Source organism: Nocardiopsis sp. RV163 (assembly GCF_001029525.1).
Classification (GTDB): Bacteria; Actinomycetota; Actinomycetes; order Streptosporangiales; family Streptosporangiaceae; genus Nocardiopsis; species Nocardiopsis dassonvillei.
The window spans coordinates 35,609-60,964 of record NZ_LEKI01000014.1; the positions used below are offsets into that span (position 1 = coordinate 35,609).

21 protein-coding genes are annotated in these 25,356 nt (G+C 66.8%); 16 read left to right on the forward strand and 5 right to left on the reverse strand.

What is annotated here, in order from left to right:
• Positions 1 to 424: 424 nt before the first annotated feature.
• The 7 genes from ABD54_RS04700 (at position 425) to ABD54_RS04735 (ending at position 9,929) form a co-directional block, all read left to right on the forward strand.
• Positions 425 to 697: a hypothetical protein gene (locus ABD54_RS04700; RefSeq protein WP_047868184.1), complete on the forward strand. Its 273-nt coding sequence runs from the start codon at positions 425 to 427 to the stop codon at positions 695 to 697.
• A gap of 668 nt (positions 698 to 1,365) precedes the next feature.
• Complete coding sequence (locus tag ABD54_RS04710; RefSeq protein ID WP_160313074.1) at positions 1,366 to 2,754, forward strand: FG-GAP and VCBS repeat-containing protein; 1,389 nt, start codon at positions 1,366 to 1,368, stop codon at positions 2,752 to 2,754.
• Between the two features lie 615 nt (positions 2,755 to 3,369).
• The gene (locus ABD54_RS04715; RefSeq protein ID WP_235431981.1) at positions 3,370 to 3,765 is read left to right on the forward strand and encodes a hypothetical protein; all 396 of its coding nucleotides are present in this window, start codon (positions 3,370 to 3,372) and stop codon (positions 3,763 to 3,765) included.
• A 323-nt stretch (positions 3,766 to 4,088) separates the two neighbouring features.
• Complete coding sequence (locus ABD54_RS04720) at positions 4,089 to 4,430, forward strand: hypothetical protein (protein ID WP_047868186.1); 342 nt, start codon at positions 4,089 to 4,091, stop codon at positions 4,428 to 4,430.
• 45 nt (positions 4,431 to 4,475) lie between these two features.
• Positions 4,476 to 7,004 (forward strand): hypothetical protein, encoded by a 2,529-nt coding sequence (locus tag ABD54_RS04725; RefSeq protein ID WP_053063541.1) that lies wholly within the window; start codon positions 4,476 to 4,478, stop codon positions 7,002 to 7,004.
• Positions 7,005 to 7,042: 38 nt separating this feature from the next.
• Positions 7,043 to 8,764 carry a PQQ-binding-like beta-propeller repeat protein gene (locus ABD54_RS04730; RefSeq protein WP_047868187.1) on the forward strand — a complete coding sequence of 574 codons (1,722 nt, stop codon included), beginning with the start codon at positions 7,043 to 7,045 and terminating at the stop codon, positions 8,762 to 8,764.
• 499 nt (positions 8,765 to 9,263) lie between these two features.
• A complete protein-coding gene (locus ABD54_RS04735; protein ID WP_235431982.1) occupies positions 9,264 to 9,929 on the forward strand; it encodes a hypothetical protein in 666 nt (221 codons plus the stop codon).
• Between the two features lie 111 nt (positions 9,930 to 10,040).
• On the opposite strand, the gene ABD54_RS04740 is transcribed toward ABD54_RS04735, so the two are convergent.
• The 4 genes from ABD54_RS04740 to ABD54_RS04755 form a co-directional block, all read right to left on the reverse strand.
• Complete coding sequence (locus ABD54_RS04740) at positions 10,041 to 10,598, reverse strand: GNAT family N-acetyltransferase (protein WP_047868188.1); 558 nt, start codon at positions 10,596 to 10,598, stop codon at positions 10,041 to 10,043.
• Between the two features lie 10 nt (positions 10,599 to 10,608).
• On the reverse strand, positions 10,609 to 11,331 hold the full coding sequence (locus ABD54_RS04745) for a hypothetical protein (RefSeq protein WP_152692005.1): 723 nt from the start codon (positions 11,329 to 11,331) through the stop codon (positions 10,609 to 10,611).
• A gap of 28 nt (positions 11,332 to 11,359) precedes the next feature.
• Positions 11,360 to 12,886, reverse strand: coding sequence for an MFS transporter (locus ABD54_RS04750; protein ID WP_047868189.1), 1,527 nt, complete (start codon positions 12,884 to 12,886; stop codon positions 11,360 to 11,362).
• 126 nt (positions 12,887 to 13,012) lie between these two features.
• Positions 13,013 to 13,906: an NAD(P)H-binding protein gene (locus ABD54_RS04755; RefSeq protein WP_327136499.1), complete on the reverse strand. Its 894-nt coding sequence runs from the start codon at positions 13,904 to 13,906 to the stop codon at positions 13,013 to 13,015.
• Positions 13,907 to 13,950: 44 nt separating this feature from the next.
• Here ABD54_RS04755 and ABD54_RS04760 point away from each other — a divergent pair, with 44 nt between their 5' ends.
• From ABD54_RS04760 to ABD54_RS04795, 8 genes are all read left to right on the forward strand, one after another.
• Entirely contained in the window at positions 13,951 to 14,913 is a 963-nt protein-coding gene (locus ABD54_RS04760) for an AraC family transcriptional regulator (RefSeq protein WP_047868191.1), read from the forward strand.
• Positions 14,914 to 15,160: 247 nt separating this feature from the next.
• Positions 15,161 to 15,853, forward strand: coding sequence for a pyruvate, phosphate dikinase (locus tag ABD54_RS04765; RefSeq protein WP_047868192.1), 693 nt, complete (start codon positions 15,161 to 15,163; stop codon positions 15,851 to 15,853).
• Positions 15,850 to 16,749 carry a hypothetical protein gene (locus tag ABD54_RS04770; protein WP_047868193.1) on the forward strand — a complete coding sequence of 300 codons (900 nt, stop codon included), beginning with the start codon at positions 15,850 to 15,852 and terminating at the stop codon, positions 16,747 to 16,749. The genes ABD54_RS04765 and ABD54_RS04770 overlap by 4 nt, the downstream gene beginning before the upstream one ends.
• A complete protein-coding gene (locus tag ABD54_RS04775; protein ID WP_047868194.1) occupies positions 16,742 to 17,401 on the forward strand; it encodes an AAA family ATPase in 660 nt (219 codons plus the stop codon). Before ABD54_RS04770 ends, ABD54_RS04775 begins: the two co-directional genes overlap by 8 nt.
• Positions 17,398 to 18,417, forward strand: coding sequence for a hypothetical protein (locus ABD54_RS04780; RefSeq protein ID WP_047868195.1), 1,020 nt, complete (start codon positions 17,398 to 17,400; stop codon positions 18,415 to 18,417). Before ABD54_RS04775 ends, ABD54_RS04780 begins: the two co-directional genes overlap by 4 nt.
• Positions 18,414 to 19,346 (forward strand): DUF2797 domain-containing protein, encoded by a 933-nt coding sequence (locus ABD54_RS04785; protein WP_047868196.1) that lies wholly within the window; start codon positions 18,414 to 18,416, stop codon positions 19,344 to 19,346. Before ABD54_RS04780 ends, ABD54_RS04785 begins: the two co-directional genes overlap by 4 nt.
• A 29-nt stretch (positions 19,347 to 19,375) precedes the next feature.
• Positions 19,376 to 20,047, forward strand: a complete 672-nt coding sequence (locus ABD54_RS04790) for an HIT domain-containing protein (RefSeq protein WP_047868197.1) — start codon at positions 19,376 to 19,378, stop codon at positions 20,045 to 20,047.
• 55 nt (positions 20,048 to 20,102) lie between these two features.
• Positions 20,103 to 20,990 carry a phosphotransferase enzyme family protein gene (locus tag ABD54_RS04795; protein WP_047868198.1) on the forward strand — a complete coding sequence of 296 codons (888 nt, stop codon included), beginning with the start codon at positions 20,103 to 20,105 and terminating at the stop codon, positions 20,988 to 20,990.
• Here the strand turns inward: ABD54_RS04795 and ABD54_RS04800 are convergent.
• The gene (locus ABD54_RS04800; RefSeq protein ID WP_047868199.1) at positions 20,984 to 22,306 is read right to left on the reverse strand and encodes a hypothetical protein; all 1,323 of its coding nucleotides are present in this window, start codon (positions 22,304 to 22,306) and stop codon (positions 20,984 to 20,986) included. The genes ABD54_RS04795 and ABD54_RS04800 overlap by 7 nt on opposite strands.
• 291 nt (positions 22,307 to 22,597) lie before the next feature.
• On the opposite strand from ABD54_RS04800, the gene ABD54_RS04805 reads away from it, so the two are divergent.
• On the forward strand, positions 22,598 to 23,116 hold the full coding sequence (locus ABD54_RS04805; RefSeq protein ID WP_047868200.1) for an ATP-binding protein: 519 nt from the start codon (positions 22,598 to 22,600) through the stop codon (positions 23,114 to 23,116).
• The last annotated feature ends 2,240 nt before the right edge of the window (positions 23,117 to 25,356 follow it).

Genomic DNA, 25,356 nt, shown 5'->3' on the forward strand with positions numbered 1-25,356 from the left:
CCAGGGCTATACTTTTGCAATATACTATTGCATTGTCGTTCTTGTTCTTTTCTTCGCGTTCGCCTTTCCTGTGATCCTGAAATGGAGAAAGAAGAGAAAGGAGTCGGTGAACGGGGGTGAGTGACGGGAGGTTGGCGGGGCTGTATTTCTCTTATTTTTGAAGTTGGGGTGCGACTTGGTGTTTTTGTGTCCATTCTATTTCTGGCAACCGTTCTCGGTGTGATTCAGGTGGCTGATGGTCGGCCTCGGGGTCGGCGGTTTCCTGTCGCGGCACTAGTCCTGACATGCCTCTGGTGGTCGAGTGGGAAATCTTGGCCGTCTTTTGTGTTGGGGGCTGCTAGAAGACTCACTCGAACACCGGCCTCCCCACTGCAGACCTCAAATGGATGGGTATATGAGACAAGAGCGATCAAGTTTCGGTCGTATGATGATCGTGCTCGCTACCAGTCCGTTTCTCACGCCGAAAGCTACTGGTGGGCGCCTGACCGAGAAGTCCTCTATCAAAGACGTGCGAAACATGGCTATCATCCCCTTGATGGCCGTGCCCCCGCTCGCCGCGCTTGGACTGATGTCTGTCTACTGGAGGGATGGCATCGCAGGCGGAGCTCTGAGTGTCATCCTTATTGTATTCTGCGTTCTCTTGATGTCCGCTCCGAAGTGGTATCTCCTTTTTGAGATGAAGAGAAGTAGGAGATGATGACTGGGGCTTGGAGGGTTCCTGCTTTCAGGATCGGCATGGCGAATCCTGGGTGGTCGCCCAAGGGGGCGCATGCCTCGTCCTCATGAGAAAGTCGAGACAAAGGTCACTGGCTAAAGCCAGAGACGCGAACGGAGGGAAGCGTGTCTCATCGGTCATCACCTGATCTCATCGAACGGTTGGCCAAGGCCAGGTTTCTCCTTCCAATGGGGTACAAGGAGTTCCCGGACAGCCCCACCAGTCACGACTGGCGAACTCTCATCACCGGTCTGGGCTTGGTTCCGTTGATGATGCTTGCGGTGGCTGTGTGGACCGGGCTGTCCGGCCAGGAGGGCCCGGCGTTCGGATTCACCGTTATGGCTACTGTCTTCTCTGTCCTTTGGATACTTCCAAAAGTCATTCTCTGGTTGCGTATGCGCAACCGCGGGCAAGGAAACTAAATTGCCAAGTAGATGAAAAACCTGACCTCCGCTCTGGTGCAAGCCTGGATGTGCCTTCAGGGGTGCCAGGGGAAGTGGTTGTGCGACTTTCTAGCGCAATTTTTCCTGTCTTTCTTTTGGGTGCTGGATTGGCTGCCTTGGTTGGGTGATGACTTTGTGGTGCGCTCTGGTTTTCGGCGTATTGGGATTTTCTGTATTCGAGTTCTCGTGTCTTCATTAAGGAATGCAATGAGGAAAGTTCTTCCTTCTGCTGTAGCGGTCTCCACCGCGGCCGCTGGTGCCGCACTGATCCTCCCCTTGGCCGTCAGCGTCGCGCATGCTGGAACCACCCTCCCCAATGATGTGGACGGGGATGGTTACGCGGACCTGCTCGCCGGTGCCCCCGAAGGAGTGGGCGGCAACGGTGTACGCGGTGGCTACGTCGCGGTGGTTCCCGGTGGGTCGGGCGGTGTGGACACCGGTGCGGGTTCCCAGGTCGACCAGGCCTCGGCTGGTGTTCCCGGCACCCCGGAAGCGGGGGACCGGTTCGGGCAGGTACTGCGCTCGGCCGACATGGACGGCGACGGCTACGCCGACCTGATCGTGGCCGCCCCGGACGAGGACGTCGAGGAGCACACCGACGCCGGCCTGGTTCAGGTCGTCTTTGGCTCCGCGGACGGGCTGTCCGAGACCGCGATCGGTTTGCACTCGCCCCGTCAGGAGCGGGGCGACACCGGCTTCGGCCACGCTCTGGCGGTCGGTGACCTCGACGGCGACGGTTACGCCGACGTGGTCATCAGCGCCCGGGACCACGTCGTGGTCCTGTCGGGCCGCGCCGACCTGAGCGAGGCCGACGACCCTTCGGTGAGCGCGTTCTTGGCCGCCCCCAGCCCCGGCGACACCGTCCAGGCGCTGGAAGTCGCCGACATCGACGGTGACGGACATCTGGACCTGGTGGTCTCCAGCTCCCGCCAGGGCGAGGACGGGGCCGGGGACGTGTCGGTGTTCTCCGGTTCGGCCGATGGCCTGACCACCCGACCGCTCAACGAACCCCTCACCCTGGAGGACTCCACCGCAGTGATCGCGTCCGGAGACGTCAACGCGGACGGCTACGCCGACGTGGTGGCCGTCCCCGGTAACGGTCATACCACCCAGGTCCTGGCGGGCTCGGCCGCGGGCCTGACCGAACAGGGCGCCGAACTGGACGAGGAGTGGGGATCGGACTCGGTCGCGGTGGGAGACATCGACAACGACGGCTACGCCGACATCGTGTTGGGCGATGTCACCGTGCAGGCCTCCGATGGCGGGGCCGATGCGGGCGGGGTGGACATGCTCTACGGCGGCCCGGACTGGTTGGACGGACGTGAGCAGTCCCTGACCCAGGACTCCCCGGACGTGGCGGGGGTCTCCGAGGCCGGGGACGAGATGGGTGCGGAGGTGACGTTGATCGACGTCAACGGTGACGGGTACCGGGACCTGGTGGCGGGGGTGCCGGGCGAGAACGACGGCAACGGCGCCGTCACCCTGCTCTACGCCACCGCCGACGGCCTGACCGGGCAGGGCTCGCTGACCTTCGGCGGGGCCACCCTGGGCCTGGACGGGACCGAGGCTGAGTTCGGTCGGGGGCTGTCCCGGTAGGTGTCCATCGTCGATGTGCGGTGGGCTGTGGTCCCGGCATGGCCCAGCCCACCGCGCTGGTCGTGGTGGGCCGGGGGCACGCGAACACGTCCCCGCCCAGGGTCACCAAGGTTACGGGACGACAAAGTGCTCCGCGAGGTGGGCCTCCACCTGTACTGGACCCTGCACTGCGGAGCACACGGGGAGCATTTCAGGGCCCGAAACACGACGAGGACCTCCTTCGAGGTCCTCGCGCACCCCGTCTGACCTGGGGTTTTGTGGCGCACCCGGCAGGATTCGAACCTGCGACCATCGGATTAGAAGTTCGCTGGTTACGTGCCGTGGTGTGTTGCTACTTACCGTTTTATGCCACCCCACCCGATCCGCCATGCCGTCTGAGACCGTGCGATGCCGCCTGCTGTCGTGTCAGTACGGAACTGAAGAGCGCAAACGGAGCACGAAGGGCCGGCTAGCGGCGTCCGATGGCACCTCGCGAGGTCCTCGCCGGCCGCTCATTCGTGGGGACCATATCGAGTGCCGTCCCGACGTAGCTCTTGCGCCCGGGCCCCTGCGTCTTCGCTCCGGTCACGGCTGTGCGCGGGGAAGTGTCTTCGCGGTATCGCACAGTTGGTGAACATGGTGACCCAACCCGTGCTCCACCGCGTGCGCGACTACTACTGGGACTGCATCCTGTGCGAGGACTGCGAAGGCTACGACCACCTCGCCGGTGACGGCCCCTTCTTCGCCGCGGACGACCAAGTCACCGTTCAGGTGGTCGACAGCCGCATGGTGGACTCCCAGGACGCCGCTGTCGAGCTGAACGTGTACGTCCATGCTGCTCCCGTGCCCTCGTCCGACCACGCGTCCGTGATCGTCCTGCCTTCAGGGGTTCTTGTGCTCGGCGACGCCGACCGTTTCGACGAGGTGTTCCTTCGTCCCGGGCGTTGGCTACTGCAGGTCGATCTGGACCCCCGCCGGTCGGACGAAGCCCGATGGGTGAATATTCACCTGTCTCCTGCGGACTCCCGTTAGATGCCTACTTCGGCTCAGACTCCAGTGGGGGCAGGATCGCCTCCCAACACGTGGTACACCAAGATCGCCACCGAACCTGGTGCGGGGAACTCTCTCATCCTGCCCCTCCGCCTTGTAAGGGATCGGTAGTCGCTCCTGCCCCAGGCGCTCGTGGTTGGCCGAAAGCGGTCATGGATTCCTTCGGAGATCCAGGTCGCGAGCTGTCACAGCCAGGGAAGACGCATCGCGTCTGGTACGGGGAGGTAACTTTTAGCAATAAAAGGAACGCTTGCGACACACGGTTCACGGAAGCCGTATCGCCTCAGAGGAAGGTCACGTTTCACATGAGCGGCGGAACCGGTGCGAATCCGAACGAGGCGCGCCAGGGAGGTCAGGACGCCGAGGCTCTGGCCACGGCGATGGCCGGGCTGGCCGACGCGTTCGACCTGACAGTCGATGATGCGATCCGGGTGGCGGGGGAGGAGGACGTCGAGGCCGGGTGGCGTTCCTTCCGCGAGCGCCACCTTCAGGGGTTCGTGGACGTGCAGGGGCACGGGTTGCAGTTGGCCGACAACATCCAGGCGGGAGCGAGCGAGGTCGCTCTCAACGACCTGGAGAGCTCCGAGGATCTGTCCAGCGCCGCGCAGGACGTGCCGCCCGGTCTGGGCAACGTCAACTTCTACTGAGACCCAGCCCGTTCCCCGTATCCGCTTCCCCGATGAGGAACCCCCGTGGCTTCTTTCGACCTCTCCCTCACCCTGCGCACCACTGATGCGATCCCCGCACTGATCCGAGCCCGCACCACCGACTTCGAGGAGCTGGACGCCCGGGTCCTAGGTGATTCCGAGAACCTGCAGGCCAGCCTGGACGGCGCGGCCGGGCAGTTCACGAGCATTCTGGCGTGGGACATCAGCACTTTGGCCGCCGAGGACCAGCAATTGTGGGTGGACGCCGCCGTGGCGCTGACCTACGCCGCTGATGTCAGTGACATGTGGGCCGACTACGTGGAGGAGTTTCGCGACGGTCGCGAGGAACTGCTGGAGGAGTGGCACTCGGCAGTCACTGACCGTGAAGGTCGGGTTCCGGGAGAGTACGCCTCCAGCCACATCACACTGACCTTCCCCGAACGCAAAGGGTTCTGGAGCGACGAGAACACGTGCAGGGACCTGTACGACGAACTGGTCGAGAAGCGCACCAGCATCCAGGGGCGATTCGACACCCTGTGGACCACCTACCAGGAGCACGTCGAGGAGATCGGCGACATGCTGGAGGAGGGCGCCACCAAGGTCAACGTCCAGAAACTCATCGACGGCGGGCATGCTAACTGGGCGTACTACAACCTCGACCCGAACCACTACACGATGCTGGTTGATGGTCGGGAGTTGACCGAGGAGAACGCCCAGGAGTGGGCGGGCGAGTTGTCGGAATACTGGTCCGGGGACAAACCCATCGATGACCGGTACCACGAACTCATGATCATGCTGGGCATGATCACCACCAACGCGATGCAAGCCCAACAGGGGGGCACAGGGTATCGCGAAGAGGAGATGGACTTCCTCAAAACGTTCTACGCGGAACTGGAAGAGGGAAATCACAACGGGGTCATCGGGATCCCCGATCAGATGGAGCTGGGACAATTTTCCCAGGACAACCGTGAACATGCCCTCGGGATCCTGGGAGACGGGCTTCTGGCGCTGTCCGATCACCGGCTCGGAGGAGGGTACTACGACCTTCCCGAAAGCGTGCAATTCGCGGCGGAAGAAGGATTCCTCATGGCCTCCGGAGGCGGCGCCTCCGGATACGGAACGAACAGCCTTGCCGAACTGCTCCGATACACCAGCGACGATATGGAGGCCGGATACGGGCTGTCCAACACACTGACGATGTCGATGGGCATGTTCGCGGCATCCGACGCGGTCGAGGGCATGAACCACTCAGAGGATGACATCACCGCCCTCCTCGACGTGTCCACTCGGAACAGAGACGCCAACCACGACCTGCTCACGGGCGAATACGTACATCCTTTGTTCGCCGACACGGAGAAGGTGGACGGGGAGACGACCTACCCGACCCTGGAAGCGAACGGGTTCGATACGCCTCAGGGCATGATCGACCACGTGCTCGAGGGGTTGTTCACCTACGACTGGAACGACGATGGCGAATCGGCGAGCGGGCTCTTCGACTGGATCGCCGAGGACACGATGAACGGCACCCCGGAAGAGCAGGAGCGAGCTGGACATGCTGCGGCGGGGTTCATCGAGACGGTCACGCGCCCGGAACTCTTCGCGGCCTTCACTGGTGTGGAGAATACCGACGGTGGAGCAGACATCCCCATGGGGGAGGTGAACCCCGACGTCGCGCTGAGCATGGCAGAGGTGTTCCACGCCTACGTGGACGATTTCGGTGTGGGCACTCAGGAGTCCGAAGGCGCCCAATTCCACACCGATGCCAGTCCGAACCAGTTCGCTTTCGCTCCGGACGGGAATGTCCTCCTGGTCGGTGACATGAACCGGGTCAGGTTCATGGAACTGGTCATGGGCGACACCGAGGCGGCGTCCAACATGTACGCCTCCATCGAGGGCAGGAACGCCATCGTCCTCAACGACGCTCTGGAGAACGGGGAGTTCTCCGAGGAGACCGTTCGCTCCGGAGGTCGGCTCACGAACCTCTTCGAGTCCGCTTTCGACAACTATGCCACGGGGAGATACGGGCTCGGAGAGGAAGCTTACCAGCAGGAGATCGACATCAAGAAGAGAGGATGGGGTGTCGTGATCGGTTCCGTGGCCGGCCCCATTCCTTACGCCGGCGGTCTGGTCGGTGATGGCGGAAAAGAGATCGCCAACCACCTGATCGAAAGCAACGCCGATATATATTCCAGCCTCTCCGATGTCGAGGGGGAAGTGTCCGGGGAAGACATCCCTCAATACAGCAGAGATGTGCTTCATCTCGACATTCAACTTCAGCTCGTGAACGATATGGTCGAGCGTGGTGAGATCGACCCGTCGAGTCTCCCTGAGGAAATTCTCAGGGAGGACGGTTCTGTGGCCCGATCCTACGAGGAGGTGGACGCCCGTGGGAGCAGCCCCTCTTCCTTCAACGAGCTCGTGGCCGACGAGGTTCTCGATGGGGACAGTGAGAAGCTGGCCAGGGAATACGCCGAGCAGTTCGATGATGGAAACAGCTCGTTCGCAGGAGGGAACCTTCGGGCGGACGACACCACTGAGTACGACACTCACATCAACCCCGAACGTCGAAACTGACATGGCATGTCGGAGCCCGAGGATGAATCCGTAGAACCATGAAGACTGTCCGTAGATCCCTGCTCGTGTCGGGAGGCCTGATCGGCCTCCTGCCCCTGCTCCTCCATCTGGTCCTCACATGGGTCGGAACGCCTCATGTGTCGGCTCCGTCGTATGTGCTCTACGGGCCCTTGGCCGCCACGGTGCTGTTCGTGGTCGCCTGGCTCCGGGACGTGCGATCGAAAGCCGATGAGGCCTCGACGATGAGATCCGTCCTGCTCTGGACGACCCTGGGGACCGCGGTCCTGGTCGTGGCCGTCGCACTCTCCCACATGAGCGGCTACGCGGAGGTCGAACTCTTCCCCGGAGAGCGGTACCGGCTCATGCCGACCGTGGTGGCCACCGTCGCGGTGGGCGGGCTCCAGGTGCTTCTCGCGGCGGCCGCGATCCTGCTCGACCGCAGGGAACACGCCGTTCCCGGTGGGACGGTGGCGGTGTCCGTGGCGGTGGTGGTGGCACTAGTGGTTCCCGCCGGAGCGGGCGTAGTGGCCGAGAGGGCGCTCCGGCCCCCGCATCTGGGAGTGGAGCATCTGGTCGCAGGCACTGAGCCCGCGCCCCGGGAGGTTCCCGCCGGGGTCGAGGGGGTGCCGCGTGTCCTGGATCTTCCTCTCGGTGCGGTCTGGGAGGTGGAGGCCATCGCCCCGGGTGTGTTGTTCGAGCTCAGCGACGGGGTGATGGTGGTGGACCCCGTCACCGGTGACGAGCTGTGGCGGTACCGTTCGCCCGGATCGGACACCCGGACCCTGGTCGCCGCGGACGGGGGCTCGCTTGTCGTGGAGGAGTACCCTGCCCCGACCGATGACGATCCCGATCCCACGACGGTGCGGGTCACCCTGGACGCGACGAGCGGCCGGATCCTGCACCGTTCGGAGGATAACCAGAGGCTCTTGGCCGACGAGGTCTCCCCGGTGGCACACGACTCCCAGAACGCGAAACCCCTGGAGGGCGAGAGCGTCGTCGTGCGGACGCAGGCGCAGGTTCCGCTGGAGGTGTACGGGGCGTCCTCGGGCGCCCTGCTGTGGAAGTTCCAGGAAACCCCGGACTGTGTCCCAGACGGAGAGGATTCTGTTCTCGACCTCGAGGTCACCCAAGAGTTGGTCCTCGCGGCGCTCCTCTGCCGGGACAAGGCCGTTCCGATGGTGCACGCCTTCGACGCGGTTACCGGTGACCTGGTGTGGACGCACGAGGCCGGGAATGCGGACGGCCTCGCAGGCAGCGCACTCACGGTCTCCTCCGACGGCTCGTTGCTCTACCGCTACGACGTCCATTCCGACGCGTACTCCACCGTCGACACCCGCAACGGTGAGGAACTCGCCTCCGGAATGTGGCAGGACCCCCGTCCAAGCGGGGAACAGATGGAGGAGGACCTCTGGGAGAACGTAACCGGGGCCGGAGTGCTTCTGGGGTCGGATCCGACCTTGACCCTCACCGACAGCTATGGAGTACCCGAGCACACGCTGGAGCTTCCCGCGACGGACGGGCAGCGAAGGCTCGCCGTCACGGACGAGGAACTCTACGCGGTCCGATGGCCGGGCAGTGGTGACCGGGAGGTGGAACTGACGATCCACCCTTGGGACGGCGCGGCTTCCCACACGGTCGAGAACGTCCTGGGCCGGGAGCTGTCCGAGGAGGAGGGGGCCGGGGTCCGTGTGGTTCCGGGGGGCGTCATCGTGTACGCGGTCGACTCTGGCAGGATCACCGCCGCAGTGGCGGTGACCTGAGTCCCGGCGTGCATCTGTACCACCTCTCATCACCGGGTAATCCTCAGACCTGCTGGGGGGTGGCCCGATCGGTTCCGCTCCACACCGGCTGCTCCTTACCTCCTCTCGGGGAAGAACTGGTGTCAGGGGTGTTGGTCATGCCTGGATCGGGTTCGGTGTACAAGCGGTGCGGGTGCCGCGGCACCAAGGGGGCGAAAGCTTGGGAGGGTCGGTGTCCTGGGCTGTCGCGGCGGGGGCATGGGAGCTGGTACTTCTCGGTGGACCTGGAGTGCGCTCCGGGCGGGAGGCACTGGGTGCGTCTGGCGGGTTCGCCTTCCGTCACTCCTGTGAACCGGGTAGCTGTCGAAGGTGATCTTTGGAAGCCTGCGGGGTTCTCCCGGCTCGTAGGGGTCAGTGGACTTCGTTCTTCATCAGGATGCGGAAGTGGTGCGCTCCGAATTGGGGAAGCTCGGTTGTGGACAAGCCGCGAGGCGAGCTGATCGCCGATTACCGTGGCCGTATGAGCGATGGAATCCGATGGATCGGCGAACACAGCAGCCAGCGCCCGAACACGCGCGTCCCGGGGATGCTCGGCGGTATATCCCTCACCGCAGCCCGTGACATCGATGCAGAAGACTTTCTCACCTTGCTCGGTGCGGAGCCCCTACAACTCGATGAAGGTTATCTGTTCAAGGACCGGAGATCAGTGACTCTTCCTGACGGGGTGGACTCCAGGAGCGTCAAATATGCCATGTACGGCTCGTGCAAGGATTGGGTGTACGTGCTGGAGGACTGGGGCATGGCGACCTGGCACCTGCACCGTTACGGCGGCCCACTGACGCCCGTGCTTGCCGGGGTGGAAACTGTCTGCCTGAGCATTAACAGTCATGACCCACCCCCCCGCATTGCTCTCACCACTCCCGAAGGCCGCATCGTTGGCGCAGAGTTCGGGGAAGACACGGGCTGCGGATCAATGCTGGATGACGCACTGCAAGCGGCCGGGGCGGTCTTCCCGTCCGTGCGAGACATGCCAAGAGACGAGGTTGAACTGTACTGGGAGTGGCATATCGAAGAGCTCCCGGCGGCGGTGTTTTCTGCGGTGGAGTCCTACTGCGGACTATCCATCGACCGGGCCGCGGTCGAAGCCGGCGACCTTCCCGTGGCCGTTCTCTTCCCGCTGACCTGACCCTTGCAAGTGGCATGTACCGGGTCTTGTGGGGCCGTGTTTTCGGATCCTGTGGCACGTGTCGGGATCGCCTCCCGTCACCCGGACCGTGACTTGGACTTCGGGCGGGACCTATGGCTTGTGCGTCACCGAGTTGGGAGTCCACTCGTCGTCCAGGATCGAGTGGACGATGGAGTCGCGCCAGGCGTCCCGGGTCCACAGGTGCCGCCGGATCCGTCCCTCCTCTACCATCCCGGCCCGGAGCATGACGTGCTCGGAGGCCCGGTTCTCCGGAGAGCGGGCACCCCATATCCGCTTGAGCCCCAACTCGTCGAAGCCGAACCGGAGCAGGAGCTGGACGAGTTCACTACCGAACCCCTGCCCCCACAGGTCCGGACGCAGGGCGAACCCGATCTGCGCGCTGTGCGGGCGCTCGTCCACGGCCAGGCGCGCGGCGCCGACAAGCTCCTCCTGCCGCGCGACAGCGAGCATGTAGACGCCCCTGCCCTCCTGCTCGGAATCGGTCATCGCTGCCTCCACGATGGCCGCGCACTGCTGTCTGGTGCGCGGTGTGAAGGACAGGTGCCGCACCGCCTCCGCGTCTCCGTAGACCCGGAGCAGGTCGTCGATGTCGGTGAGGCGCAGTTCCCGAAGGCTGAGCCTGGCGCTGGAGAGTTCGACTGGGTGCATGTCCGGCAGGCTAGCGCCCCGAGGTCAGCGCCGAGGCGGGAGTGCGGCTGTAGGCCTCGATCTCCTGGCGGAGTCGAGCTACGGCCTTGCTTCTGGTGTAGTCCGGGCCGCGTAGGGCGCCGTGTACGCGCATGACGCTGTTCACCACGCCGGACACCCGCTTCGTGGCGGGTAGGCCCAGGACCGGTTCAAGGGCCTGCGCGGCACCCTCGATCTCTCCCAGGGAGACCCGGGCATAGCCGAGGTCGGCGCGTGCCCCGGCCTCGTCCTGGTAGGCCCAGTCGTCCGACCCTTCCGCGGCGGCGGTCTCGTAGAGACCCATGGCCTCCTGCGCGACCTGCTGGGCCTGTTCCTCACGCCCAGGAATCCAGATCTGCGTCTCGGCTCCGTAGTAGAGCTGGCGGCAGTGCGCGAAGCGCATCAGACCGCCGAGCTCGTCCAGGTCGTCGCCGCGCAGTCCTTCGCGCAGGGCCGTGGCCGCCTGGAGGTCGTCGAGCGCGCGTTCCGCGCTGCCCAGCGAGGCCCACGTGCGGGCGCTTTGGGACATCAGCCAGATGGCGGCCGTGCCGGTGCGCTCGGTGGCCAGATCGCGAGCCAGTTCTGCGTACCGGGCGGCTTCGGTAGGCCACCCCGCCCAGTAGGCCATCAGGCTCTGCTGGGCGCGCACCCGGACACGCAGTCCGTCGTCCTCACCATTGTCCTTCGCTAACTGATAGCCACTCTTGCCGACCATATCCAACAGTGTTACGTACCTTGTTTAGTCAGTCCTCGTGCTGAGCGCGCTCAGGGAACGTGTCGGCCACCGGTGAGGCCGAGTTGGTAGGAGGTATCCGTCGCAGGGCGACGAAGGCCAGGACGCTGAGCATCGTAGTCACTACGGCGCACACCCACGCCGCCGCGGCGATGCCGGTGGTGAAGGCCGGTGCCGCCGTGTCGATCAACTGCCGCCCGAGTTCAGAGTTCAGGTTCTCGGCGATGGAGTAGGATCCGGCGAGCGAATCGGCTGAGGTGCTCACCGCCTCGGCCGACAGCCCGCCCGGTGCTCCGTGCACCAACTCAGACCTGTAGACGGCGGTGCCCATGCTGCCCAGAGCGGCGATGCCCAGTGCGAACCCGATCTCCATACTCGTCTCGGACATCGACGACGCCGATCCAGCCTTCTCCGGTGGAGCTGACCCCACCACCAGGTCGGTGGCCAGAACCGTCAACGGTCCCGTGCCGATGTAGAAGAGCGTGAAACCCGTCATCGCCAGCACAGGATCGACGTAGGGCACCTGTGCCAGCAGGACACAACCCAGGGCAGACAGAGCCATGCTCCCTCCCAGCACGTGTCCCGGCCGGATACGGCGGGCCAGCACCGGCGCCAGGAGGGAGGCGGCAACGGTCCCCAGAGCCGAGGGCAGCAGCCACAGCCCCGCCTGGAAAGGGGAAAGATCCCGGACCAGTTGCAGGTACTGGGAGACCAGCAGATACAGGCCACCCAGGGCGGCCAGCCCCAGCAGCAACACCACGAGCGCGGAACGGAAAGCCCGGTCGGAGAACAACGCCAGATCCAGCAGGGGATCGGCCAGGCGCCGCTGCCTGCGAACGAACAGGACCCCGAAGGCGAGGCTGGCGGCCAGAACGGCCAGGTACTGCGGACGCACTCCGTAGGCGGCCATCTCCTTCAGGCCGTAGACGAACGCCAGGATCGCGACCAAGGACAGGAACACACTGGTCAGATCCAGCCGACCTGCCTGTGGGTCGCGGTACTCGGGCAAGAGCAGTGGGGCGCACACCAGCAGCAGCGCCATCACTGGCACCCCCAGTAGGAAGACCGATCCCCACCAGAAGTACTCCAGGAGGAGTCCTCCGACGAGCGGTCCGGCTGCCGCTCCCACGGAGAAGCAGGTGGCCCAGATACCGATGGCCATGCCCCGCTGTCGGACGTCGTGGAACATGTTGCTGATCAAGGCCAGGGTCGAGGGCATCAAGGTGGCTCCCGCGATACCGAGTGCCGCACGGGCGGCGATCAGCATCGCGGGGGTCGCCGCGTAGGCCGCGACGACGGAGGCCACGCCGAAGGAGGCTGCACCCAGCACCAGGAGTCTGCGCCGCCCGATCCTGTCACCGAGCGTTCCCATGGTGACCAGGAACGCGGCGATCATGAAGCCGTAGACGTCGATGATCCACAGCTGTTGTGTACTGCTGGGATCAAGATCGGCGCTCAAGTGTGGGAGCGCCAGGTTGAGGACGGTGATGTCGAGTGTGAGCAGTGTGGTGGGAAGTGCCAGGACGGCCAGTCCCATTCATTCCCTGGCACTGGCGCGTGTCTGGGGGCCACCGGAGGCCTTCGCGGAGTCGGGCGACGCGGTCATGTGTTTCCTTGTTGCCGTGCAATCGGATGGGGCCGCAGTGTGTACGGCCCCGTGGGTTCAGTTGTCCCAGGCGCCTGAGGTCTCGGCGTCTCGGACGAAGTCGGTGAAATCGCGGGGCCCGCGTCCCAGGGCCCGCCGCACCCCGTCGGAGAGGTGGCTGTCCAACCCGAGCCGGATGGGCGACAGCGTCCGTTCGAAGGAACGCGCGTCCTCCTCCGCATAGCCCTGCCGGATGAGTTCGGCCACGAACTCCTCCGGGGGCAGCGGGACGTAGCGCACGTCGCGCCCGGTGCCCCCGGAGATCTCCGAGGCGACCTCGCCCATGGTCAGCGAGCGCGGACCGGACAGTTCGTAGACCTGACCGGAGTGGTCGGCGCCGGTCAGGGCCGCGGCCACCACGGCCGCGATGTCCTCGGCGTCGACGAAGCTCGCGGGCACATCGGCCGCGGACAACCGGAGTTCCCCGCTGAGCACGTCCCCGCGAAGGAAACCCTCGCTGAAGTTCTGGGCGAACCAGCCAGGGCGCACGATCGTCCACTCCACGCCGCTCGCGCGCACCGCCTCCTCCCCAGCGAGGTGGTGGGCCACCGCGTCGTTGCCCTCACCGCCGTAGTCGGGAACGTCGACGCCCCGTCCGGAGAGCAGAACGATACGGCGCACGCCCGCCTCCACCGCCGACCGGACGAATACCGGTGTGAGGGGCTCGGGGTCGAAGGGCACCAGGTACACGGCATCGACACCCTTCAAAGCAGGCCCCCAGGAACTCTGGTCGAGCCAGTCGAAGTACTGCTCGGACGATCGGGAAGCGGCACGTACGGTGAAACCCTGTTCACGCAGGATCCGAACGACCCGCCGCCCTGTGGTACCCCGACCCGCTGTGACCAGGAATGTGCTCTGGGTTGTCATCTCTGCCATACCTCGAGTCAATCCTGTTCTTGTGAGACGCTCCATAGCTGAGAAGCTCACTTGCCTGTCTGTACGTCTACATTGGGGGCATGGACGCTCTTGCGGATCTGTTGGACGGGGTCAGGGCGCGCGGATCCCTGTTCAGCCAGACGGTCCTACGCCCTCCCTGGGCCCTGCGGTTCGCCAACCCGACCCTGCTGACCGTGGCCACCATGGTCAGAGGACACGGCTGGGTCATCACGGACGAGGGAGCCCCCCTCCCCCTAAAGGCTGGGGACATCGCTATCGTGCGCGGCCACGGAGCCCACAGCGTGGCCGACCACCCCGACACCCCCGCGCAGTACGTGGTCCAGGGCGCCGACCTGTGCACCACGCCCGACGGGACACCGCTCCTGGACGAACTGACTCTGGGACCGCGCCTGTGCGGTGACAGTCCGGACGGCCCCGACCTGCTGCTCAGCGGCTCCTACGAACTCGGAGGAGAGATCAGCCAACGACTCCTGTCTGCGCTGCCCCGCGCCTTCGTGGTCTCTAACGCCGAGTACCGGTGTCCGGCCATGGACCTGGTGGCGCAGGAGAGCACCAAGGAGCAACCGGGTCAGCAGGTCGTCCTCGACCGCCTCCTCGACCTCGTGCTCATCTCCACGCTCCGGTACTGGTTCGACCGCCCCGACACGCGGACTCCCAGCTGGTACTCGGCGATGGCCGACCCGGTGGTGGGCCGTGCGCTGCGCCTCATGCACGAAGCACCCGCCCGACCGTGGACGATCGCGTCCCTGGCACAGGGATGCGGGGTCTCCCGAGCCTCACTGGCGCGTCGCTTCACCGCGCTCGTCGGAGAGCCGCCGATGACCTACCTCACCGAGTGGCGCATCACCCGGGCTGCCGAACATCTGCGCAACGGCAGGGCGACTGTCGAGGCGATCGCCCAGCGCGTCGGCTACGCCAACGCCTTCGCGCTGAGCGTCGCCTTCAAACGCCTGCGGGGCGTGACTCCGACCGAGTACCGCAAGGCATTGAAGGACAGTCCCGGGCGCGGGCAACTGTCCTAATCCCTGCCAACCCCAACCTGACACTCGCACGTCTCGCGCCGGGCGTGTTGGAGGCTGTGGTGTGTGCCGGGATCGCTTCCCGTCACTCGGCTGAGCGGTGGGTGCGTCGAGTCATGACCGGCTCGTCATGGAAGCTATGACTGGCTGGTCATGGCCTTCTGCGTGTGGCCTGGCCACAGTAGGCGCATGGATGGACTCGAAGAAAAACCCCGCGCCCTGACGCGGCTCAGCTCGGGCGGGTGCGCCGATGGCGGCTGACCTTCTGACCCAACGGCTGGACGCTGGCCACTGGGGTTTCAAAGCCGCCCGGCTGAGCGAGGTCGCCCAACTCGGGCTTCCGGTGCCGCCCACGCTGTGCCTCCGAGCCGAGGACCTGTCGCGAGCGACGGCCGAGGCGGTGAACGCGACCAGGACCTGGCTCCGCCTGTACCGGCCCCGCCGTGTGGTGCTCCGGACCAGCGCTCACGAGGACCTGGCGGAAAGCGCGCAGGCGGGCCGCACCGTCTCCCTGCTGAACTGCCCTCCCGACGCTTCGGCGCTGTTGCGCACCATCGACCAGGACCTCCTCAACTCCGAGAACCTCGGCGGTGGCGACGGGGCCTGCGTCATGGTGCAGGAGCAGGTCGAGGCATCCCTCTACGGCGTGGCCTTCTACGAGGATGACCATCTGACAGTGGAGGCCGCCCGTCATGCCGACGGCATCACTGCCGGCCGTCCGCCTCAAGCACGTGCCCGGGTGGAGGGGAACCGCTGTCACATCACGACCCATGAGCTGCCCATTCCGGGGATGCTGTTGACCCGTCGTCTGCTCCAGACCTGTCGTCTCCTGCACGAGCACTTCGGCTTCGGAGTCGATGTGGAGTGGGCGTGGACCGGCGCGTCGGTTGTCGTGCTCCAGGTCCGTCCGATCACCAGGAGCCTCCTGGAGCGCGCCGCATGAGCGCGATGAGCAAGCTCGACACCATGACAGTCCTGCGCAACCACGGGCTGCTGCGCATGCCTGTCCAGGTCTACCGCCGCCCGAGACGGGTGACGGCCCGGATGATCCGTAGCGGATTGGGTACCGGCGAGGCCCTCGTCGTCCGGACCGGATCCGAGACCGAGGAGCGGAACCTGCCGCGTCTGGTCGGCGCGGACGCCGAGGCCGTAGCGGTGTGGATCAACGAACTGCCGCCGTCGTTGTCCGCGTTGGTTCAGCCCTACGACCAGGTGCTGTTCTCCATTGAGCTGGCCGTCTACGACGGCCTGGAGATAGCCGAGATCATCCCCGGTATCTGGGAGCTGGACAACCAGCTCACCCCGGTCGTGGTCGGTGTCCAAGGTGATCGAGTCGGCCTCACGGCCCTCAACGTCGGAACCGCTCAGACGGCGAGGTTCCACGACCTGGCCCGTGGCCACTACGAGAGCCCCGCCCAGGTGAACGACTGGCAGGTCGCCACGGTCGTGGAGTGGATCCGCGGCCGTCGCCGCGACCTGGCCGCTCTGCGCCGGGATCTCGGCCACTCCTTCGGGCTCAAGCTGCACTACTCCACCCGCTTCGGACTCTCCCCGCAGAACCTGCGGAGCACGGTGCCCCACTGCGAGACCTGGACGGGGAAGCACAACTCACCACGCCCCGCGGTCGCGGTCCTGGCCTCCACGGACGAACCGATTCCCAGCGGTCCGCTGCTGCTCGACGTGTCCCTCGCACGTGAGCAGCACGCCCAGCTCACCCGCTTCCTTGACCGCCTGCGGGAGGCGGGGACCAGAGAGGTCTACCTGCGTTCCGGCCTGCTCTCCCACCTGGCCATCAACCTCCGCGAGGTCGGAATCACCGTGAGGAGCGCCCATGGGTGAGTTCTGGGTGGTCGAAGGTATCGACGGAGCGGGCAAGAGCCACCTCCTGTCCCGCCTCACCGACAGCACACGCGAAGCGGTCGTTCTCCGCAAGGACGCCCTCCCCACGTCAGGCAACCCCTGGGCGGACGAGCGTCTGTCAGCGATGCATCGCCTCACCTGGGGCTACGACCACGCCGAACCCGTGTGGCACTACCCGGCCCGTTACTGGCTGCACATCCTCGCCGCCTGGTACGAGCTGTTCCACCACGTCCACGTGGCACCCACGCTCTCCTGCGGCCGTTCCGTGGTGGTCGACGGCTGGTATTTCAAGCACCAGGCCCGGATGGCGCTCTCCGGCGACGAACGGCTGGAGGACCTGGCCGCGCGGGTGTTCTCGGCTCTTCCCCAGCCGGACCACGTTGTCAAGCTGTCCACTCCAGCGCACCTGGCCGCGGCCCGCCGCGAGGGAAACTCCAAGCCCTCCGAACACGGAGCCTTCGTCACCGGCGAGGCGACCACGTCCGTGCGGAGCTTCACCGACTACCAGTCCCGCACCGACCTCGCCCTGGACTCGCTCCTCGCCGCCCACCCTGCCTCCGTCCACACCGTGGACAGCGGCTCCGGTGCCGAGTACCTGCTGTCCCTTCTCCGCAAGAAGGCCGCATCATGAACACCACCGCGCCCGTGGCCGTTCCCACCGGTCACACGATGGGGGAGCGGTTGGCCGACTATGTTCTCCCCAAGGTCCCGGTCGACCTGCTCGCCGCCACGAACGGCCGGGCCTGGGTCTATCCCAACCGCTCCCTGTCCTTCCTCCTCGGCGGGGACAAACGCGAGGGGAAACGGTTCAACTGGCGCCGTCCCTACTTCACCGTCGCCGACCGGGTCCTGCACTGCGTGGTCCCGCCGGGCCGCGACTACGCCCACCACTACACCCAGCTCATCCGTGAGGCCTGCGCACTCACCGGGCTCCCCGCCGACGTCACTACGGAACCCCCGGCTCCCGGGCAGGGCCTGGAGTTCATGGATCACTGGCTTCCCGCGCACCTGCCCGCCAATGACCGGGTGATCCTCGGCTACGTCGAACCCCTCCTCCGCGACCGCAGCACCGACTGGACCTACCGGCCCGGGTTCGGCTGGCGCACCGCCCGCGTTGGTGATGCCACCGTCCTCCTCCTGGGCTGCGAGTTCAGCTTCTGGGGCGACCTCGCCGGAGACCTGGTCACCGCCCTGGCCGCACGCGGGCACACCGGGGGAGTGGTCTACGTCGGCAAACTCGGCGGGCTCCAGCCGGACATGGCCCCCAACACCCTCGTCGTCACCGGCACCACCACCCGCATCGAGGGCCGCCGCCTCACCTGGAACAGCGCCCTGGACCTCACCCAGGCTCCCGCCACCCTCCGCTCCGGCGTACGGCACGCCACCGTTCCCAGCGTGCTGGACGAAACCCGCACCTGGTTCGAGGCCAACAGGGCAGACTTCGACGTCGTGGACCCCGAGATCGGCCACATGGCCCGCGCCGCCACCACCGCCGGCGTTCCCTTCGACTACCTGCACATCGTCACCGACAACCTGTGCGGCACCTACGAACACGGCCTCTACGGCGAGCGCGCCGCACCCGTGGCCAACGGGCGCCGTCGCTGCCTGCACGACATTGAGACCATCCTGCACCGGAGCCTGGCATGACCATCACCGCACCCGTCACCGTCCTCGGCCTGGACTGGAGCGCGCCGGACACACCGCGCCTGCGCACCACCGACCCCGTCGCCCCTGACGGCAGCCAGCTCCTCCCCCTCCTGGGCGAGCACACCTTCCGTGTGGACGGCAACGAGCGCTACTGCGTCGGCTGGTTCGACCTCACCGGCTCCGAGGGCAGGCACGTGCGGTGCCGCACCGACGAGACCGTCACCAGAGGAAGGCAGTGCCGACGCTGCCAGTACAAGGAAGGCTTCGTCACCGCCCACCAGGCCCACCACAACCCGCACGCCCTGCCGGACAACATCCGCGACTACCTCCAGCAGCCGCACTGGCTCTACCTCGACGTCTTCGCCAAGGGGATGACCAAGGTCGGCACCGCCGCCGCATCCCGCCGACGCAGCCGTCTGGCCGAACAGGGCCCCGTCGCCGCCGTCTACATCGCACGCACCTGCGACGGCATCGCCGTGCGAACCCTGGAGGCCGCCGTCTCCCAGCGCCTCGGCCTGCCCCAGCAGGTACCGACCCGCCGCAAGGTCCTCGGCCTCCAGGACCGGGTGGACACCGCCGCGCTCACGATGCGGCTCACCGAACTCGCCGCCGAGGCCACCGCCTACCTGGCCACGATCACCGCGGACCAGCCGGGCACCGAGGTGTTCCCCGACCCGGAACCGTGGGTCCGCCCCGCGTGCGCCACAACCGTCTTCGACACCGCCCCGGTCCTGGCCTACCCCGCCGCCCTCACCGAGGGCACCCACCACCTGCGCCTCACAGGAGCCAGCGGCCCCGTCGCCCTGTTCACCACCGAACCCGGCACCGGCGCCGCCCGCTACTGCGCCGACCTCACCGCGCTCATCGGCCGCCGACTCGTCCCCACCACCCCCGAGGACGCGCCCACCAGCGCCCCGACCCTGTTCTGAACCCGCCCCTGCCTGTGAAAAGGAGATCCGTGGACGACACCCTGCGCGAGATCTGCACCTTCTGCTGCGAAGTCGAAGGCGGCGACGACTCCAACCTCTTCTACGACCTGGGCCTGGCACGCGCCCGCTCCGACTACGTGGTCCACGAGAGCGACCACTTCGCCGTCATGCCCTGCATCGGCGCCCTGACCGACTGGTACCTGCTCATCGTCTCCAAGCGCCACACCCTGTCCGTGGGCTGGCTCGACGACGCCGAACGCGCCGACCTGCGCGCCCTCATCCCGCAGGTCACCGACCTCGTCCGCAGGCGCAGCGGCTTGGAGAGCCTCGTCTTCGAACATGGCAGCCTCGACTTCCGCGACAAGGGCGGCGCCTGCTACGACCACACCCACATCCACGTCGTGGCCACCGACCGCGATCCCCAGGCATTCCTCGATCAGATCCCCGCACCCGTCGCCATGCGGCCCTGCCCGGACTGGATCGGTGCCGCCCGCCACCTGGTGGAGGACCGACAGCGCTCCTACCTCGCCCTGGGCACACCCGGACAGGACTGGATCGGCGCCGCCACCGGAGCGCCCTCGCAGTTCTTCCGCCGTTGCCTGGCGTCCTGGATGGGCGCCGAGGAAGGTGAATGGGACTGGCTTACCTTCCCCCAGACCGACCGGGTCCAGCGCATGAGCAGTCTCCTTGCCGCGGGCTGACACCCAATCCCTGCCCATGAGGGAGGAACCGGCGCCCCGGCGTAGGCTGGGGCGCGTGGTTCACACCGAGGACTTTGTGCGGCGCGCGACCCGCGCCGTCCACACCGCCGCCGACTCCATGGGCCTCACCCCGTCCCAGGAACCCGAGCTGATCCGGGCGGGGGAGCGGGCCGTGTTCCGCCTCGACGGCGGCAGGGTGATCGCCCGCGTCGAGCGCTCCGCCGACAGGTCCCCGGAGGCCGCCCGCGAGGTGCGCGCCGCCCGCTGGCTCGCCGACCAGGGTCTACCGGTGAGTCGCCCCCTCCCCGGTGGGCAGCCCGTCCCGGCCGAGGGCACCGTCGTCACCCTCTGGGAGGCCGTGGACGGGGAGTGGACCGTCCCCCGGGAACTGGCCGTGCTCCTGCGCTCCCTGCACCGGCTCACTCCGCCGTCCGACCTGGACCTGCCCGACCTCGATCCCTTCGACCGGATCCGCGAGCGCATCGACACCGCGCCCCGGCTCACCGGTCCCCAGCGCGACCGACTGCACCGGGTCCACCACGACCTGGCCCAGCGCCTTCCCACGGTGCGCCCGGTCCTGGGACGACGTGTCATCCACGGCGACGCGAACATCGGCAACGTGCTGGCCACCGACCACGGGGTCGTGCTCTTCGACCTGGACGGCATCTGCTGGGGCCCGCCCGAGTGGGACCTGGTCCTGACCGCCCTGTACCGGGACCTGGGCTGGCACACCGACGCCGAGTACGCCGACTTCTGCGACGCTTACGGATTCGACGTCACCGCCTGGGAGGGCTACCCCCTCCACAAGGCGGTCCGCGAGCTGCGCATGACCACCTGGCTCGCACAGAAGGGCGGCGAGAGCCTCGAGATCGACGCCGAGATCGACCGGCGCGTCACCGACCTGGGCGATCCCGAGCGCTCCCGGTCCTGGCAGCCCTACTGACCGGTCGCCACCACGGCGCGCGCCTGGCGCAGGAACCGCGCCGCCCCGGGCTCGTCCCGGTGGGGCAGTACCTGCCTCGCGAAGTCGCCCAGGTACCCGGTGCACCGCGCCGACGAGGTCGCCCGGACCAGGGGAACCACCTTCTCGCCGATGTGGCTGGCCTCCTCCACCTCACCCTGGCCCAGGACGGCCGCGGCCAACACCAGGCGGGTGAACACCCGGCTGCGCGCGTACTCATCACCGATGGAGGCGGCCAGGCTCTGCTCGGCCAGGCGGCGGGCGACGTGTGCGTGTCCGAGGTCCCGATGGCAGTGCGCGACCTCGTCGGAGTACTCCGAGTGGTCGAAGTACCGGATCCACTCCGGGTCCGTGGCGGGTTCGCGGTTTCCGAACGCCCGCTCGGCCTCGCCCATCGCCCGGAAGCAACCGCTCCTGTCCTTGCGGGCGGCGTGGGCACGGGCCTCCATCATCAGGAACTGGGAGCGCATCGTCGCTGTCGCACGGGCTCCGGCCCCGGTGAGGGCGGCACGCGCCAGATCGCGGGCCTCGGCGTGCACCCCCAGGTAGTTGGCCTGGTGGCTCATCGCGGACAGCACACTCGCCCCCAGCAGCCGGTCCTCGGCGTGTGTGGCCAGGTCCAGGGCCTGGACGAAGTAGCGGCGGGCGGCGCCGTTGCGCTGGGCGTCGTAGGACATCCAGGCGATGGAGAGGACGAACTCGGCCGCAACCGTGAACAACGACCGCCGTACCGCTTCCGTGTGCGACTTCCGCAGGAGAGGAACGACGGTGTCGTTGAGGTAGTGCACTGCCGTGGTCCTGGCGTTCTCGCCACCGAACCGGTTGTCTAGGGCGCCGAAGGCCGCGGTCGCGGCGCGAACCGCGGCCACCGGGCCCTCCTCGACCAGAGGGGTCTCCTCGGAGGAGGCCGCGTTCCGTACGAGCCAGGAGAGCACGGCCGGGCTGGTCGCTGAGGTCCCGGTTCCCTCCTCCATACCCGGTGTGCGCTCGACGTCCGCCCGGGCCAGCTGCCGCAGGACCGAGGCGGTTTCCTCACCCGAGTCGTTCAACCCCAAAGCGAGCTCGGCGGGCACCCGCGCCATCTCGGGCGTCGGGATGTCGTGTCCGTGCGTGATCCCGTCGAACGCACGGTTCCTGGACTCGGGCCTGCGGATCTCGCGGCTGCCGTTCAGGACCCGGGAGACCATGGCCTGCGACAGGTCGCACATACGGGCGATGGCGTCCTGCGCCAGGTCGGTGTGCCGCAGCAGCAGCCGGATCAGCGCGTTGGGATCCCGGTCCGCGACTGCCCGCCGCACCTCGGGGATGCCCCAGAACCGGCTTGGAACGCACGAGCAGTCACCGGGCTTTCGTGCACGACCGCAGTTTCCGCAGAACACGGCATACCTTCCGAATCGCTTCGCCGGAGGGGGAGTGGAGTGGCACCGAATCCTACGGCGATACCGCGTTCCGGGACCATGACCGACCTGTCATAACCACCATGCCCGCTCCGTCATAGTGATGCCGGGTGTTTCTCCAGACAGTGAGTACATGAGTATCCCAACGCATGACTCGCTTCCTTCGGGCTGCTGCTTTCCGGCGGAGGGCTGATGCGACGCCTTCCTTCTCCACGCTCGCCTCGGGACGAAACGGTGTTGCTGCCCCGGCGCATCAGCTTCGATGACCCGAACACCTCGGGACTGCTGTGCGGTTCCGACACCACTCACCTCTCCCAAGCCCGCCGATGGGCGGCTCAGGCCACCCGGACCACACCGTCCGCCGCGCACCCCTTGGTCGTGTCCCTGGCCGAGCTGCACGCGAACGCTCTACGGCACACCGCCTCCGGGCTACCGGGCGGGCAGGTGCGGATCGCGATCGAGCGCCGCCGTCTCCTCTTTGTCCTGCGCGTGACCGACGACGGGCCTCGCCCCGGTGCGGCGGCAACCGTGCCCCAAACGGCTCCTCCTTCCTCACCGGAGGGCGCGGGGCCGACGTTGGCCGAGAGCGGCTACGGCTTGGCCCTGGTCGATGCGATGGCCCTGTACTGGGACTTCTCCGCGAGCTGTGGCGGTGGATTGACCGTTCGTGCGGCCTTCGACCGGTCCGGACGCACGCGTAGCCAGCAGTGACGAATAGCCAGCGAACAGGGGCGGGCTGTATTTCGTGGTTGGGGTTGAAGGTGCTCGCCCACCCAAGGGAACATCGACCACCCCGACGGGCAAGGAAACCCTTTTCGTGGGGTTAGGGCTGTTTTGCACCTCATTGTGTGGCGGTATGGGTGAGAAGTGCAGTTTCGGGGGCGTATGACCTCGGGGCCATTGACACTCACCCGTGGCCGCACAGGAAGAACTGGCCTCGTTTGCGGGGTCGCTGACAAAACAAAAGGGTGCCCCGAGCTGGTGCTGAGAACACCGGCCCGGGGCGTGATTCCCACCTGGATACAGCAGGAGGAAACCGTGGAGAAGCATAGCGGGCGGCACCGCAGGCGCCGTCAGGGTTGGGGCGAACAGGTGCGCTGGGTTCTCGGGGTGGTGCTCGCCGCGCTGTTCTGCGGCCCCACCGGTCCGAGTACACGACTGGCGGCCGAGGTCCGCCCACCGCTGCCCTCGCGGCGTGTGCGGGGAGACCGTGAACCGGTCTCGGTGCGGGCTGCGGTCAAGGAGCGTGCGGATGTTCCTCGGCCCCGACCCGGAGAGGAACAGCCGAGGGAGGCTCCGGTGCGGGTGCCGCCGCAGAGGACTCCGTATACGGGGCCGCGTGGGTGGTGTGAGGACGACGAGGGGGTGCGCGGGGTGCGCCCCTACCTCGCTCGGCACGAGGACCGCGTCGTCCGTGCCCACAACAGGGGAGAAGTGCAGGGGAACCGAGGTAGGGAAACAGCGGGTGGTCGAGGCCCGGCGACGTCACCACATTCCGGCTCTGGGGGCGGTGGCAAGGGTGAGTTCGCTGAGCTGGCCCACCTGGTGCGGCGCTGGCAGGCGATCACCACCTGAGAAGAAAGAACCCACTCCGGGGCGGTGCTGACCGTGATCACGGTCAGCACCGCCCCGGTCGCACGTGGCGGAGGCCAGACCCTTGTGTCAGGGCGTGGGCCGGTGGAGGGCCTGTGCCTCCGCCCATGGGTGGGCCGCTTGATCGGCCCACCTCGCGGGCGTTATCAGTGCAGGTGGGAGCCGCTGCGGGTGGGCCGTTGGGAAGCCAGACTTATACCCAGTGGGTAGTCCTCTTCATGTAGGCGGGCGGCCCCGCCCCGACAAGCGGGGGCGGACCCGCCCGCCTACGTCTACCGTGGCCTCAGCCCACTCGTGGCTGCCTTCCCCCTCCCGCTGCGCCTCCTCCCTGGCGGTCTCGTCTGCCCTCTCTTCCTCTCACCAGACCAGGGGCGTGCAAGTCCGATCACCTGCCACGCGCAGGCTTCCCCTGGCCAAGACGCCATGGAAGAAGGGATCTTCTCCTTCCGGATCGCAATCGCGATCCCTTCCCGCGAAGAGTCGCTCTGGTGCGATCGAGGTAGCCGGAGTGCTCTCGCTTATGGAGTGGCAAAGCGCGATTTCCTGTGCCTGTGAGAAGCGCATGGGCGCTTTTCCTCCGGCTTCCTTGGAAGCGGGGAGGTGGGGGTGAACCTCCACTGAACCCGAAGTGAACCCCTGGCCAGCGCATGGGCCACCGACTGGGCCAGCGGGTGGGCCACTCTTAGCTGGCCCACCCCGGCCCGTGCTGATGCGCAGGTCAACGCCCCTGTGGGTGGGCCAAGGGGCGTCCAGACTTATACCCCAGTGGGTAGTTCTCGTCACGTAGGCGGGCGGGGCGCCCTCGCTCACGGGCGAGCGCGCCCGTCCCGCCCGCCTCCACGGGCGCTCTGCTCGTGCGGTATCCCTTCTTTCTTCGCCTCTTTCTCAGTGAAAGTATTTTGTCTTCATCATGAGAGAAGAATTTAATCCCTTGCTCCTGCGCAGGCTCCAAGATCACCCAGATCCGGGATGCTGCATTGCAGCCCTCTCTTGCCTCTCTGCCCGTGTGTTTTTTGTTGTCCCGGTCCGCGCTTCACGCAACCTCGTCTGTCAGCGGTACGCGGTGGCGGAGGCCGAGCCGCGTGAGGTTCTGAGGTCGGGTGTCGCATCTTCAGTTGACGCGTCTTCATAGGGGTTCATCAGGGCGAAGAGGCCCACGGCAACGACGGGGAAGGGTCGAGGCGCGGTGGCGAGGAGAAGCACTGTTTGGGAACGGGGCGGTTCGCAGCGGGTTCGAAGCCCATGGTGTGGCCCCGGGACGTGGGCGGGTGGTGTGGGGCTGTCAGCGCCCCGACGTCGGCCCGACCGCGCGGCGGTGCCCCGGGCGTCCTGGGGCGGGCCGGTTGGGGCGGACGGGC

Excerpts from the sequence above, each read along its gene's own strand:
- ABD54_RS04775 (WP_047868194.1), top strand. The coding sequence starts at position 16,742 with ATGGGTGAGTTCTGGGTGGTCGAAGGTATCGACGGAGCGGGCAAGAGC.
- ABD54_RS04765 (WP_047868192.1), top strand. The coding sequence starts at position 15,161 with ATGGCGGCTGACCTTCTGACCCAACGGCTGGACGCTGGCCACTGGGGT.
- ABD54_RS04770 (WP_047868193.1), top strand. The coding sequence starts at position 15,850 with ATGAGCGCGATGAGCAAGCTCGACACCATGACAGTCCTGCGCAACCAC.
- ABD54_RS04760 (WP_047868191.1), top strand. The coding sequence starts at position 13,951 with ATGGACGCTCTTGCGGATCTGTTGGACGGGGTCAGGGCGCGCGGATCC.
- ABD54_RS04730 (WP_047868187.1), top strand. The coding sequence starts at position 7,043 with ATGAAGACTGTCCGTAGATCCCTGCTCGTGTCGGGAGGCCTGATCGGC.
- ABD54_RS04745 (WP_152692005.1), bottom strand. The coding sequence starts at position 11,331 with ATGGTCGGCAAGAGTGGCTATCAGTTAGCGAAGGACAATGGTGAGGAC.
- ABD54_RS04700 (WP_047868184.1), top strand. The coding sequence starts at position 425 with ATGATGATCGTGCTCGCTACCAGTCCGTTTCTCACGCCGAAAGCTACT.
- ABD54_RS04785 (WP_047868196.1), top strand. The coding sequence starts at position 18,414 with ATGACCATCACCGCACCCGTCACCGTCCTCGGCCTGGACTGGAGCGCG.
- ABD54_RS04720 (WP_047868186.1), top strand. The coding sequence starts at position 4,089 with ATGAGCGGCGGAACCGGTGCGAATCCGAACGAGGCGCGCCAGGGAGGT.
- ABD54_RS04740 (WP_047868188.1), bottom strand. The coding sequence starts at position 10,598 with ATGCACCCAGTCGAACTCTCCAGCGCCAGGCTCAGCCTTCGGGAACTG.
- ABD54_RS04780 (WP_047868195.1), top strand. The coding sequence starts at position 17,398 with ATGAACACCACCGCGCCCGTGGCCGTTCCCACCGGTCACACGATGGGG.
- ABD54_RS04710 (WP_160313074.1), top strand. The coding sequence starts at position 1,366 with ATGAGGAAAGTTCTTCCTTCTGCTGTAGCGGTCTCCACCGCGGCCGCT.
- ABD54_RS04735 (WP_235431982.1), top strand. The coding sequence starts at position 9,264 with ATGAGCGATGGAATCCGATGGATCGGCGAACACAGCAGCCAGCGCCCG.
- ABD54_RS04750 (WP_047868189.1), bottom strand. The coding sequence starts at position 12,886 with ATGGGACTGGCCGTCCTGGCACTTCCCACCACACTGCTCACACTCGAC.
- ABD54_RS04755 (WP_327136499.1), bottom strand. The coding sequence starts at position 13,906 with ATGGAGCGTCTCACAAGAACAGGATTGACTCGAGGTATGGCAGAGATG.
- ABD54_RS04805 (WP_047868200.1), top strand. The coding sequence starts at position 22,598 with ATGCGACGCCTTCCTTCTCCACGCTCGCCTCGGGACGAAACGGTGTTG.
- ABD54_RS04715 (WP_235431981.1), top strand. The coding sequence starts at position 3,370 with ATGGTGACCCAACCCGTGCTCCACCGCGTGCGCGACTACTACTGGGAC.